The organism is Microbulbifer sp. ABM4_008 (assembly GCF_056311705.1).
Map to the genome: position 1 here is coordinate 1,446,255 of NZ_CM149970.1, position 12,597 is coordinate 1,458,851.

Genomic DNA, 12,597 nt, shown 5'->3' on the forward strand with positions numbered 1-12,597 from the left:
GCTTAAAGTGGCAGCTGGGTGGTGTACTTCACCTGCTTGAGGGCAAAGGTGGAGTTGACTGAGGCCACGTTTGGCAGGTGTACCAGAGAGCGCTTCAGTAATTGCTCATAGTGTTCCACACTATCCACTACAACGCGCAGGACATAGTCTTTGTCTCCGCTGGTGGAATAGCACTCGACCACCTCCTGGACATCCTGAACTGCTGATTCAAAGTTGTTCAGGGATTCCTCATCGTGATTGTGGATGGTAACGTAGCAGTATACGGTGACACCCAGATCCAGTTTGCGTGGGTCCAGCAGGGTAACACGGCCACGGATAATGCCTTCGGCTTCCAATCGCTTGATTCTGCGCCAGCAGGGGGTGTGCGAAAGGCCGACTTTATCGCCCAGCTCTGCCATGGAGTAATCTGCGTTCTCCTGCAGCGCTCGCAGAATCTTACGGTCAAAATCATCCAGGTCTGTCGAACGCTTCATAAAGACTCCTATCCTATAAAAATTATCTAAATCGAAACTTCTATCACAAATTTACGCATATTTGCGTGAATAAAGCAATGCTCTATTGCGCTTAACGAACTAGTATGACCTGACTAAACCGTTTCGGGATAGGTGCAGTGTGCCCTCAGCCGCTCTGGGACTTTGCGGCAAATATAAAAACAGGCGCATCTAACCACAGAAAACGGACTATTCGGAAGAATAATGACTAATAACTCGAACCGGGTTTCGAGAAGAATAATTAACCGGAAGTAGGTGTATGACTGAAAAAGTAACCAGTCCTCAAAGTACGGCGGATTCCCAAGTAAAAAAACAGGTTTCATTGGACGACCGCTACACCATGCTCAAGGGCCGTGTGCTCCTTTCAGGTATCCAGGCCCTTGTGCGCTTACCCATAGACCAGATGCGAATGGACCGGGATCGCGACCTCAATACCGCGACTTTTATCTCCGGTTATCGGGGGTCGCCCTTAGGTGGCTACGACCTGCAGTTATCCAGGGCGAAAAAACTGCTGGGAGAGTACAACATCCGTTTCCAGCCTGGCGTCAATGAAGAGTTGGCGGCTACGGCAGTTTGGGGTTCCCAGCAGGTGGGCTTGTTCCAGGGTGCAGAAGTGGATGGCGTCTGTGGGATTTGGTATGGCAAGACACCGGGTGTCGACCGCTCCTGCGATGCATTTCGCCATGCCAATGCCGCTGGCTCCTCTCCCAAAGGTGGCGCACTGATCGTTGCCGGCGATGACCACGGCTGTAAGTCATCCTCCTATCCAGGGCAGTCTGAATTTGCCTTTGTGGATATGCATATTCCAGTACTTAACCCCGCCACCGTGCAGGAAGTGTTGGATTATGGTCACTACGGGCTGGAGCTGTCCCGCTTTAGCGGCTGCTGGGTGGCAATGATCACCCTGGCAGAAAATATGGATAGCTCTGCGACCGTGGAAGTGGACCCTGAGCGGGTTAAATTCCACTACCCGGATATTGAACGTCCCGAGGGCGGCCTGAATATTCGCAAGCAGGATAACCCTCTCGAGCAGGAAGAGCGCCTGTGGCGCTACAAGCGCCCTGCTGCGCTGGCTTTTGCCCGCGCCAATAAACTCAACAAGGTTGTATTGGAAAACCCTGAGGCGAGCCTCGGCATCGTCACTACCGGTAAGGCCCATCTGGACTTGATGCAGGCCTTCGAAGATATGGGTATCGATGAGCAGAAGGCCAAGCAGCTCGGTATCCGAATCCTTAAAGTGGGTATGACCTACCCGTTGGATGTGCCGGGTATCCAGGAGTTTGCCCGTGGCTTGGATACGCTGCTGGTGCTTGAGGAAAAACGCAGTTTGATGGAAGTACAGCTGAAAGAGGAACTGTACAACGTCCACGTGAAGGACCCGAATTTCCCGCGTATTCTCGGTAAAGTGGACGATTGTGATCAGCCGCTGATGCCCGCTTATGGCGAGCTGTCGCCAGCGATTATTGCCCAGGTATTGGGTTTTGTTTTGGGTGAGGACAAGTTGGATGAAGGCGGCAAGCACCGCTTGATGCGTCTCAATGCGCTGGCTGAACGTATTTCCCAGCAGACTGGCTCAAGTGTGTCTCGCTTGCCTATGTTCTGTGCCGGCTGCCCTCACAACCGTTCCACCAAGGTGCCAGAAGGAAGCCGAGCCTTAGCAGGTATTGGTTGTCACTATATGGCCCAGTGGCTCGACCGGGAGACTTATACCTTCACCCAAATGGGTGCCGAAGGGGTCAACTGGGTAGGGCAGGCGCCGTTTACTACTGAAAAGCATGTCTTTGTAAACCTGGGTGATGGTACCTATTTCCACTCCGGTATTTTGGCGATTCGCGCTTCCGTGGCTGCCAAGGTCAATATCACTTACAAGATCCTGTTTAATGATGCGGTCGCCATGACCGGCGGCCAGCCCCACGATGGTGAGTTGGCTCCGGATATGATCTGTCGCCAAGTTTTGGCAGAAGGGGTGCAGAAAGTTGTCCTGGTGATGGATAACCCGGATAAATACAAGGGTGCGCTGTCCTTCCCCAGTGAAGTTGAAATTCGTCACCGGGATTACTTGCCCGTTGTAATGGATGAGCTGCGTGAGGTTGAAGGTTGTACCGTTATTATTTACGACCAGACCTGTGCCACCGAACTGCGCCGCAAGCGCAAGCGCGGGCTATTGCCTAAAGCCGAGGGGCGCCCCTTCATCAACGAGCTGGTGTGTGAAGGCTGTGGGGACTGCGTCCAGCAGTCGAGCTGTATCGCTGTTGAGAAAGTGGAAACGGCGCTGGGCGATAAACGCAGGGTGAACCAAACCGGCTGTAATCAGGATATGTCCTGCGTTAACGGCTTCTGCCCCTCATTTGTTACGGTGAAGGGTGGCAATATTGCCAAGGGCGCCGGGGTGGGTGACGTGTTGCGAACTGAAGCGGCCAAGTTGCCCTCGCCACAGCTTCCGGGCTTACAGCAGCCGTATAATTTCCTGGTTACCGGCGTTGGCGGTACGGGTGTAGTGACCATTGGCGCCTTGCTAGCGATGGCGGCACATATCGAGGACAAAGCGTGCAGCACCCTTGATCAGACCGGATTGGCTCAGAAGGGCGGAGCGGTTTACTCCCATATTCGCTTTGCGGCTGCGCCCGAGTCTTTGCAGGCGGTACGTATTTCCGACGGTCGTGCCGATGCCCTAATGGCCTGTGACCTGATTGCAGCCGGCAATGTGGCAGCTTGTTTGGTTAAACTGGATAAATCGCACAGTCGCGCGGTAGTGAATACCCACTTGAGCCCAACTGCGGCAACGGTTCTCGGGCGTGAGGATGTCCATTCACCGCAAGCGGTATTGGATACGGTGAGTGGCGCGGTTAATGAGCTCAGTTCTGTGGAAGCGCATCGCCTGACCAAAGCAGCTCTGGGTGATACGCTCGCCGCCAACATTTTCATGCTCGGCTACGCCTGGCAGAAAGGGCTGATTCCGCTAACTGAAGCCTCCCTGCTGGAAGCGATCCGCTTAAACGGTGTCGCTGTGGAAGGAAATCTGCAGGGATTTGCTGCAGGTCGATTGGCGGCAGAAAATCGCAACGCTCTGGACAAACTGTTAACCCACGAAAAAGTTGCAGTAGAGGTACCACAAACTCTTGAAGCGATTGTGGCTCACCGGGTGGAGCACCTCACCGGTTATCAAAATACGGACCTCGCCGAGCGTTACCGCAGTTTGGTCGATACGGTGAAATCTGCTGAGATTTTAAAAGTGCCCGGGAATGTCCAGTTGGCCGAGGTGGTTGCGCGCAATTACGCAAAATTGCTTGCCTATAAGGATGAGTACGAGGTGGCCCGCCTATACACCGATAGCCGCTTTACCGAATCGCTAAAAGAAAACTTCAGTGGTGACTTTACGCTGGAGTTCAATTTGGCTCCCCCATTACTGGCGCGCTTCGATAAAGGCTTGGGGCGTCCCCGCAAAATGAAATTTGGCGGTTGGATGTACAAGGCATTTGGTGTTTTGGCGAAGCTGAAATTCTTGCGCGGATCGGCGCTTGATATTTTTGGCTATACAGCAGAGCGAAAAATGGAGAGGGCACTGATTAGCGAATATGAAGAGTTGGTTAAGAAAGTTCTGGGCCAATTAAATTCGCAGAATCACGCTGCTGCAGTTGAGCTACTTCAATATCCGGATATCATCCGGGGCTACGGCCCGGTGAAGGAGGCCAATATTGAGAAAGCAAAAGAACAGCGAAATATCGCATTAAATCGATTTGAAAACCCGGTTCGGGATATAAAACTTTCAGCGGAAGTTGAGGTTTTTGACCCAGCTAAGGCACAGCAAGTAGGTTAATTGCCTGTTTGATAAAGTGGCTCGAGGACTGTCTTGAGTCACTTTATACCCCCCTACCAAACCCCTTGTAATCGTATGGCGAATTGGTTGGTTTTATCTCCAGTAAAATCGTCATCGCCGAGGGTGATGTTCATCATTACCCGGACTTTTGGGTTGAAATAGTAATTGACCCCAAGTGTAAAATTACTGGCTCGTAGCTGGCGAAAATCCCGATTCTCTATAGCGGTATATCTTGCGGCAACTTCCCAGGCACCCTCTGGAGGAGATGGTTTGATAGATTTAAATACTCCGATCTTGGAGTCGTAGGGTTTATGTTGGCCGGTAATTGCCCAGCTTCCCATAATGTACCAGGCGTGAACATCCTGCCCCCCAATAAAGCATCCGCTTATGGGATCGCAAAAAAAACTTGGCGGAAGACCGAAGAATTCCTCATAGGTCAATTCAGAGAGGTATATCTTCCCTGTGAAATGACCATACGCATATTCCGCTTGGCCGAATAGAGGGCCGTAAGTCGCAGCTAGCTCGAAACCAGTAGTATTGACCCGGCCTCCGCCATCTCCAAGGAAAAACTCATCGTCACCAAACTCGCCAAAAAAATTATCTGATCCGCCAGGTGTGATTGCTATCAGCTGCTCCGGCCCTCGTCGGCCCGCATAGGCAACTTCAGCAACGATATCGGGACTGTTTTGATTCGCTTTTTCGTAGCTACGGTATACACCTAGGTGAACTGTTGATAAGGCATCGTTAATTGGGGCCCAGGTCAGTCGGGTTGCTGCGCCAAACCCAGAATTTCTGGGGTCACCGGGGTCCCGTAAATTGAATAACGTAAAACCAAATGTATAACAGCACCAATGCTTATGCCAGTCGATACCCTGTTGACGTCCACGTCCAGAATAAATACCTGCAGCGCTGGTAAATGCCCGCTCCATAAGCACTAGGTCATTGGAGCTTGTCAGCTCATTGATTGAGCGGCTGGGTTTAAAATTGCCGATGGTTAGTTTTCCGGTAGAGAACTTTGTTGCTAAGTAGACATCCCTCAACCCCCCAGCTCCATCATCCGCAAAGTCTCTTTCAAGCTTATAGTTCCACTTCCATAGATTGCCTTTCATTGTCAATCTAACCCGACGGAAGTCGGTTGTATTGACCGGATCTTCTAGGTCTTTGTCAAAAATGTATGTATCGAAGTGAATCCTTCCGCCGAGTTGTGCGGAGAAATCCCCATCGTCAGAGACAATTTTCAGCCCGCCTTTTGTCTCGGCTTCATCAGCAATAGCCGGGAAGCTAAAAAAAAGAATTGATATGGCACAGTATGCTCCCCAGCATTTCATCGGACGCCTCTAGTTGAGAGTTGTCATTGGTCACGGGAAAAGTGCTATTCGAGTTTAGCAATAGAAAAGACTTTGGACGGGGAGGGGGGATGGGACGGCGCAGAAAATCTGCGCCGAGGGTTACTGGATAGTTGATTAAAGGCGTTCTAATTTGTAACCAGTGTCGCCTAGAAACTCGATAACACTGCGTTCGCCCACCAAGTGGCCAGCGCCGACAATGACAAACAGAGACTGGTAGTTTGGCCCCTTAAGGGCAATTTTCTCAGCCATCCTTTCATTGCGATTAAAAAAAAGTGTGTCATAGAGCGGCTTATATTCAGGGTTTTCAGTTAGGCCGTCGAGGATAATAAGGCGATTCAAAGCTTCTTCATCTCCTCGCTTCCATGCGCTGGTAAGTTTGGGTAAAAAGGTTGAAATATCCCCAATTTGCTCAAGGGTTTGCTGGAAGAGGAGCGCAGGGTTGTCCAGGTCGTTTAACATCTTGAATTGTTGCAAGACACCTTCCAGCTCCAGAACGGATTTCCCATCCTTTTTTGCTTTTTGTAAAAAGTGCCTATCAATGCCTAGTTCTGGGTTGAGGCCGTGGGCTTGCATCTCAATCATGCTCATAGAGATCATGGCTATGGCGGGGCGCTGCCGGATAAACATAGCCTCGGGCATACTACGCTTGTGCATCCACGACTTTAGTTGGCTGTATAGCGCGGGTGGAAGTTCGTCTTTTAAAGTTCGTTCACCTTGGTAGATAGACTCCATCATGATTCGCTGCTGTAACAGGCTGTCGCCTTCTGCAGCGAGAATGTCAGCCTCGACGGCAATGGCATCACTATTGGAGTAGGCTTGTTCAATTTTTGATCTTAGAGGGTAGAAGTCTTCAGTTGCCAAGTGAATCGAGCCTAATAAGTAAACGGTTTTATTATCTTTAGTTGCTTTCCAGAAGATGCCTTTATCACTCTCAGCGGCTGAAGCTCCTATTGTTAGTAGAAGCAGTGTAAAGGCGAGAAAGTAACTTATTTGTCGCTGAAGCATTGTCGGGTCCCTGAGTAATTTGCCTTTGCAAATACTATCACTAACACCTTCAGGTACCAGAGGGGCTTTTAGGCATCAAGTCACTGACTTGTAAATTAGTGATGATTTACTGGGAAATTATCCTATAGGAAGTCAAAATAGACCTTTTGGTCTGTTTCACGGAAGTCAAATTGAAAGTTGTACAGTTTTTGCCCAGCCTAGAGCCTGGGATCACAGCAACTCTTGCGCTTGAGTTTGCAAATGAACTGGTCAAAAAAGGCCACGAGTCCCTGGTGATTTCTACTGATGGACCATTGGAGGCGCGGTTTCGTTTGCACGGTAGTGACTTTATCAGCTTTCCAAAAATCAGTGAGTCAATTTGGTCTTTGCGGCACAAATCCCGCCTGCGTAAGATTCTCGCAAGGTTGCAACCGGATATTGTCCATACCTATGGTCGCTCAACGGCTTTTCTAGCTTGGCGCGCTTTAAACAGTGAGTCAGCTACAAGTCGCCCTAAGCTGGTGCCCCTCGTGCATCAAGATTTCCCCAACAGTTATTTTAATAAAGGTATGCTGTCGGGAGATGGAATTATCGCAAGCTCCCGAGGGGTTGCAGAGAACCTTAAGAAGTCCTCCCCCAAAATTGCAGAAGACTCGATAGAGGTTATTTATCACGGTATCAATATTCGCGAGTTTGATCGTGAAAAACCGGTAGCGAGCCAGTGGCAACTGAAGCTTTTGAATAGCTATCCCCAGTTGGAAGGGAAAAACTGGTGGTTAATGCCGGGAGATATCTCTGCAAGTGGGGGCCAGGAGGAGTTTTTACATTTGTTGGCCCAGGCTGCGGCACAAAGCGATGATATTCACGGAGTGATTGTAGGAGCTTTGGCTGAAGATGATTTACGTTATCTGAAAAAACTTGAAGGGCTCGCACAAGATTTGGATCTCGGTAGTAAGGTTACATTCCTCGGTGAACGCCGTGATATGCGTGAACTGTACGCAACTTCTCAGCTGGTTTTTCAACTCGCCAGCGAGAAAGATGGGAACGCAAAATATTCCAAAGAGGCACTGGCGATGGGGCGCCCGGTAATTGCTTATTCCGAAGGTTGTACGGGGGAGGTTTTACAGAAACATTTTCCTGAAGGGCTGGTGAAGAAAGGTGATCTGAAATCTTTAATGGAAGCGAGTTTGAATTTGGTGAGCAAGCCAAATAACCCGAATCCACAAGAGTTTAGCTATGCAGCTTCAGCTGGAAAAACCATAGACTTTTTTCAGCGCTTGCTTAATTAAATTGAAAGCAATCTTAGTCGTTAGCAATCTGGAAAGTATTGAAAGGTTGAATTTCTAAAAGTTAAGGTGCCCGTTCAAAGAGGCGAAATCAAAACCGGGATTGGGTGTATTGGTTCTGGCGTTTGAAAAATGACTGTATCTTAAAGAAAGGACGTGGCCTCTGGAAAAACGGTACCCGAAAGCAAAGTGCAGGGCAAAATTTAGTTTGGTGCTCAATCCAATATCACCGAAGTTCTTTTGGCTTAAGTAGGATGCTCCTGCGCCTGCTTCAGCAAAGCCGCCCCGTAATTCACCTCGGGGGTACCAGCGTAGAATAGGTTTAATTTCGAGAATATTTTGTTGCTGTTTCTCGCTGTGGTGTTCAATCCGCATATGGGAGTAGCTGCCTTGACCCCACCATTGAAGTGAATTGTCGCCAAGGCTAAATGAAGACAGTAGATAGGAGTAGCTGAATCCAGCCATTTCTGAGGCCGAAATGGAGCGATACTGCATTAACTCATTTCCCAACCCTTTACCTGCGCTTGCGATGAGCTCGGATTCTGCTTGGGTCGGTGGGGCTAGAAGTAGTCCGCCGACAAAAAAATAGGTACAGCATTTAAAGGCACAGTATTTTTCGTTGAAGACCGCTAACTTACGCATAACTTCGCAGTACTAACTGATAGAACTGTTTTAAAGACTAGTGGGAAAGGGTTCGATGGCAAGCTTTCAGGAGAGGCTTGCCATCGACTTCTTCCTTTTCTAACGCCACTGCCGCTTCAGTTGTCGAAGTGCGTCAGAATGAAGTTGTCGCGCGCGCTCCTGACTAAGCCCCAATTGCTCGCCAATAACTCGAAAAGAGCAGTCCTTGTCAGAAATTAATCCATACCTCAAGTTGAGGACTGTCCTTTGTCGTGCGGGGAGGCGGGCAACAGCTTCACGGAGGCGTTGCGCTAGCTCCTGGTTGGTTACAAGCTCATCGGTATTGTAAAGCTCATCAGCAGGTGCGTAGTCCAGTCTGGTGCTGCTCTGGTCATCTGCAACCGGGTCATCGAGAGACCCTGTTGGTCCTGGGAGTTTTAATAAGCTTTGGATTCTCTCAATATCTAGTCCTGTATGGCGGGCCAGATTGTCATCGGATGCAGGTTGCCCCTGAGCGCGGACTTCACCAATGGCTCTGTAAATCGCTCTTAAATCATCCTGGACATTGGCTGGTTGTCGGACGAGATCTTCGTTGCGCCTTAAAGCTAATTGAATTTCTTGCTGAATCCACCAGTAGGCATAGGTGGAAAAGCGGTATCCCATTTGCGGTTTGAACCGCTCAATGGCTTTCATTAATCCTACATTGCCTTCTTGAATTAAATCGATAAAGGGAACTGATGGATTGCGAAAACGTTTTGCGATGGCAATAACCAGGCGCAGATTACATTGGATTAGTTTTTTCCTCTGTTTTTGAAAGCGCTGTAGGAGCCCGGTCAGCCTGCTGCGACCGCGCCTATCCAGGAAATTGCTGGTAAGCAGGATTTCAGTGTGGGCAATTATAAGTCCATGGTCGTAGGCGCCCGTACTTCCGCGCTGCTCCACTCCTTCGCTGCGTAGCTGGACCAACTCGGTGCCGCTCTCCTGAAGGTTGGAAATGAGCTTTTCTTCCAGGTCGCGTAATAGACAGGTGGTACTGTGCTCTTCCTCCGGAGTTAATAGCTCAAGCCGGTAGAGGTGCTTGAGATAGCTTTGCATTGGGGTGGTGCCGCTCTCGGAGAGGGTATCACCCGCTGCATGAATCTCTTCCGAGTCAGGGTCTCGCTCGACTTGAGGGTCGGGCTCGCTGGCACCCTGGCAGGAGTCAGAGAGTGGTTCGCCTGTATCCTTCAGCCATTCTTCATCCCTTGAGTAAAAATGTTCTCGGGACAAGTGCTTAAACCTTTGTTGGCTGTGTAAGTACTACACGCTGTTTAGTCTCTCAGGCGCTTTTGGCGCCTATTCCTTTCTCACTATAGAAGAGAGCTGGCGGAAATGCTCGGGTTGGTTGAAATCAGGGGGAGGGATTACTGAAGTGATGGGGCGGGGTGGGTGAAAACACCCACCGGGAGGAGCGCGGAATGTTACTTGATGCGTTTCACGCGAAGCTTTGGCCCACCGTCGGCAGGTTTCATAAAAAAGGAGCCGAACATGGCCCTCTCAACGACCACAAGGTCGCCTATTTTCCAATTTACTCCTTTCGAGTCATTTTGTTTCCAAATTTGGCCGTTATTGAGGGAAATCATTCGTTTTTGGTGTGCGGCCATTTGGATTGCGACTATTTCCGCCTCAATTTGGTTGGGGGCCTCTTCAGCTATCCGTTTTTGTTCTTGGCCAAACTCCTTAACTTCTTGTTGATCGAGGGAGTTGGCGATCTGGTCATAGCATGTGAGTCGACCTTCCTGGGGTTTAATTTCAGAGCAGGATTTGACTTGGTTCTTTAATGAATCCGCAAATATTGGCGAGGAGGAAAGTATTAGTAAGGCAAAAATGATGAAGGCTTTCATAATTCAAGGTGTCGACTTATTTGCTAATTATGACTTTTATTCTGCCTGACATAGTCGGCATGAACAAATAGATTTGGGAAAACGCTCACACTTTTCAGCTTGCCAACATGAAAGAATTTGCGCAATAGCACAGATGACCTGAGAAGCAGCTTTAAGGCTAATTTATTTGAGATACTGAGACAGGATTGTAGTTGGGGGATGACTAACTATCCCTCTAAAGCCTGAAAACTATCAATAATCAATAATCAATAAACCATAAAATTTAACTATCCAGGGGTGGAAAGATGAAGGGGTTGCTAACACCTGCAGCATTGCTTGCTGTTGTGATTGGGTATGTGTCTTGCGAAGGAATAAGTCTCGCGGTGTCTGATCGGTCTGCAGCTTATGCTGTGGAGATCATGCTTAGTGAGCGTGATGATCAGTCTGTTGACTACAACCAATACTCGGGAGACGCTCAAGATATAGAGTTGTTTGATGGCTCGCATATGATGGAGTTTGAAGGTGATGTATTTGCCGATGCTCCGGAGCATATGCCGCCAGTTGGAGAGAGCTCAGGTGCAAAAGATGGTGATGAAAAGGGCTTCGGTGAATAGTTAATTAGCTATCGAGTACGATGCCAATCAAGAGCTGCATGGACAAGCGTCCGAGACCGAAGCCCGGATTCTTGTCCAGGAGACAGGGTATCTATTTTTTCTGAGCGCTGAAGTGCTTCCCACTAACTCCGTTACTGTCTCTACCCATTAAATAGAGGTAGGTGGGCATAATATCTTCTGCAGAGGTTACCGACTGAGGGTTTTCTGCTGGGTAGGCAGTTGCTCGCATTGATGTACGGGTTGCCCCTGGATTTAGGGAGTTGACCCGGGTATTGGAAACCCCTTCCAGTTCATCGGCGAGTACCTGCATGAGCCCTTCAGTGGCAAACTTCGATACTGAATAGGCCCCCCAATAGGCTCTCCCTTTAACCCCAACGCTGGAGCTTGTAAAGACAACAGAGCCTGCTTCTGATTCCTCTAGCAGAGGCAACATTGCCTTTGTTAGTCCAAACGCTGCATTAACATTCACCTGCATTACTTGTTGCCAAGTGTTGAAATTGTAATTGCCGATAGGGGTGCGTTGCCCGAGTAGGCCGGCATTGTGCAGGAGTCCATCCAGGCGACCAAACTCGTTGCGAATAGCTTCTGCAAGGCTCTCGAAATCCTCTATTTTTGCCGCGCCCAGGTCCATGGGGAAAATAGCCGGCTGTGGTCCGCCGGCAGCCTCGATTTCGTCATAGACAGCTTCTAGCTTGGGGGTTGTACGGCCCAGCAAAATTACTGTCGCCCCGTGAGCAGCAAAAGTCTTTGCTGCAGTTTTACCTATGCCGTCTCCGGCACCGGTGATAAGAATAATTTTGCTCTTTAATAGGTCGGAGGGCGCTTGATAGTCGCCAACAAAGTCTGACATGAAATATCCCGATACTGTCACCGGGCTTGGGTGCCCGGTATTACTTCAAGTTTCAAAAATAGTGTTGTTCTAAAAGGGGCCAAATTTCATTGGCGGAATTTACCAGGTGGTCTGCCCCCCAATTGGCGGGGTTATCTGTAGAGTCAATATAACCATACCCGCAAGCGATAGTTGGCATACCAGCCTTTTGGCCGGCGATGATATCGCGCTTGTGGTCGCCGATATAAATTGCTTCAGCGGGAGCGCAGCCAATCTGGCTGCAGGCTAAAAATAGGGGCTCGGGGTCCGGCTTGGATTTGCTGACGTGGTCAGGGCAAACAATTGCAGAGGCTGGCGGTAGATGGGTAAAGGCTTCCATCAGAGGAGTGGTGTAGGCCTCCGGTTTATTGGTGACAATCCCCCAGGGAAGGTTTTTTTCAACCAGGTTGTCGAGCAGGTTGTCGATACCGGGGAAAGTGGTCGTCTTCTCTGCAAGATGTGCCAAGTAGAGGTCCAGCAACCTTTGCAGTAATCCTGGGAAGGCGGGGTCACCTTCTTCTTTGTTAAACCCCAATGTGACCAGCGCCCTGGAACCATTGGATACAGTTCCCCGGATCGTCTCGTCAGGCAGTGGAGGTAACTGCTCCTGTTGGCGCAGTTGATTTAATACAACAATAAAATCTGGCGCTGTATCAAGCAGGGTACCATCCAGGTCAAATAAAACGGCTTTCATTTTGCAGTTCA

General features: G+C 49.5%; 11 protein-coding genes. 4 read left to right on the plus strand and 7 right to left on the minus strand.

The features are described 5' to 3' along the window. Positions 1-2 precede the first annotated feature (2 nt). Complete coding sequence (locus ACYX4J_RS06320; protein WP_020413378.1) at positions 3-473, minus strand: Lrp/AsnC family transcriptional regulator; 471 nt, start codon at positions 471-473, stop codon at positions 3-5. Between the two features lie 277 nt (positions 474-750). Here ACYX4J_RS06320 and ACYX4J_RS06325 point away from each other — a divergent pair, with 277 nt between their 5' ends. Beyond that, complete coding sequence (locus tag ACYX4J_RS06325) at positions 751-4,308, plus strand: indolepyruvate ferredoxin oxidoreductase family protein (protein WP_476178110.1); 3,558 nt, start codon at positions 751-753, stop codon at positions 4,306-4,308. A gap of 53 nt (positions 4,309-4,361) precedes the next feature. Here ACYX4J_RS06325 and ACYX4J_RS06330 read toward each other — a convergent pair whose 3' ends face one another. Both ACYX4J_RS06330 and ACYX4J_RS06335 read right to left on the minus strand, forming a co-directional pair. Further along, positions 4,362-5,636, minus strand: coding sequence for an OprO/OprP family phosphate-selective porin (locus ACYX4J_RS06330; protein ID WP_444914277.1), 1,275 nt, complete (start codon positions 5,634-5,636; stop codon positions 4,362-4,364). Positions 5,637-5,771: 135 nt separating this feature from the next. Further along, the gene (locus ACYX4J_RS06335) at positions 5,772-6,662 is read right to left on the minus strand and encodes a TraB/GumN family protein (RefSeq protein ID WP_444933750.1); all 891 of its coding nucleotides are present in this window, start codon (positions 6,660-6,662) and stop codon (positions 5,772-5,774) included. Positions 6,663-6,832: 170 nt separating this feature from the next. Between ACYX4J_RS06335 and ACYX4J_RS06340 the strand changes: the two genes are divergently transcribed. Then, positions 6,833-7,930, plus strand: coding sequence for a glycosyltransferase (locus ACYX4J_RS06340; RefSeq protein ID WP_476178111.1), 1,098 nt, complete (start codon positions 6,833-6,835; stop codon positions 7,928-7,930). A gap of 54 nt (positions 7,931-7,984) precedes the next feature. On the opposite strand, the gene ACYX4J_RS06345 is transcribed toward ACYX4J_RS06340, so the two are convergent. Then, positions 7,985-8,569, minus strand: coding sequence for an acyloxyacyl hydrolase (locus tag ACYX4J_RS06345; RefSeq protein ID WP_476178112.1), 585 nt, complete (start codon positions 8,567-8,569; stop codon positions 7,985-7,987). A 99-nt stretch (positions 8,570-8,668) separates the two neighbouring features. After that, positions 8,669-9,817: a sigma-70 family RNA polymerase sigma factor gene (locus tag ACYX4J_RS06350; RefSeq protein WP_475709724.1), complete on the minus strand. Its 1,149-nt coding sequence runs from the start codon at positions 9,815-9,817 to the stop codon at positions 8,669-8,671. Between the two features lie 155 nt (positions 9,818-9,972). Between ACYX4J_RS06350 and ACYX4J_RS06355 the strand changes: the two genes are divergently transcribed. Further along, the gene (locus ACYX4J_RS06355) at positions 9,973-10,368 is read left to right on the plus strand and encodes a hypothetical protein (protein WP_476178113.1); all 396 of its coding nucleotides are present in this window, start codon (positions 9,973-9,975) and stop codon (positions 10,366-10,368) included. A 347-nt stretch (positions 10,369-10,715) separates the two neighbouring features. Next, entirely contained in the window at positions 10,716-11,024 is a 309-nt protein-coding gene (locus ACYX4J_RS06360; RefSeq protein WP_476178114.1) for a hypothetical protein, read from the plus strand. A 91-nt stretch (positions 11,025-11,115) separates the two neighbouring features. On the opposite strand, the gene ACYX4J_RS06365 is transcribed toward ACYX4J_RS06360, so the two are convergent. Further along, a complete protein-coding gene (locus tag ACYX4J_RS06365) occupies positions 11,116-11,874 on the minus strand; it encodes a YciK family oxidoreductase (protein ID WP_444897945.1) in 759 nt (252 codons plus the stop codon). 52 nt (positions 11,875-11,926) lie between these two features. After that, complete coding sequence (locus tag ACYX4J_RS06370) at positions 11,927-12,586, minus strand: HAD family hydrolase (protein WP_413662676.1); 660 nt, start codon at positions 12,584-12,586, stop codon at positions 11,927-11,929. Positions 12,587-12,597: the final 11 nt, after the last annotated feature.

Excerpts from the sequence above, each read along its gene's own strand:
- ACYX4J_RS06325 (WP_476178110.1), top strand. The coding sequence starts at position 751 with ATGACTGAAAAAGTAACCAGTCCTCAAAGTACGGCGGATTCCCAAGTA.
- ACYX4J_RS06360 (WP_476178114.1), top strand. The coding sequence starts at position 10,716 with ATGAAGGGGTTGCTAACACCTGCAGCATTGCTTGCTGTTGTGATTGGG.
- ACYX4J_RS06370 (WP_413662676.1), bottom strand. The coding sequence starts at position 12,586 with ATGAAAGCCGTTTTATTTGACCTGGATGGTACCCTGCTTGATACAGCG.
- ACYX4J_RS06320 (WP_020413378.1), bottom strand. The coding sequence starts at position 473 with ATGAAGCGTTCGACAGACCTGGATGATTTTGACCGTAAGATTCTGCGA.
- ACYX4J_RS06335 (WP_444933750.1), bottom strand. The coding sequence starts at position 6,662 with ATGCTTCAGCGACAAATAAGTTACTTTCTCGCCTTTACACTGCTTCTA.
- ACYX4J_RS06330 (WP_444914277.1), bottom strand. The coding sequence starts at position 5,636 with ATGAAATGCTGGGGAGCATACTGTGCCATATCAATTCTTTTTTTTAGC.
- ACYX4J_RS06345 (WP_476178112.1), bottom strand. The coding sequence starts at position 8,569 with ATGCGTAAGTTAGCGGTCTTCAACGAAAAATACTGTGCCTTTAAATGC.
- ACYX4J_RS06365 (WP_444897945.1), bottom strand. The coding sequence starts at position 11,874 with ATGTCAGACTTTGTTGGCGACTATCAAGCGCCCTCCGACCTATTAAAG.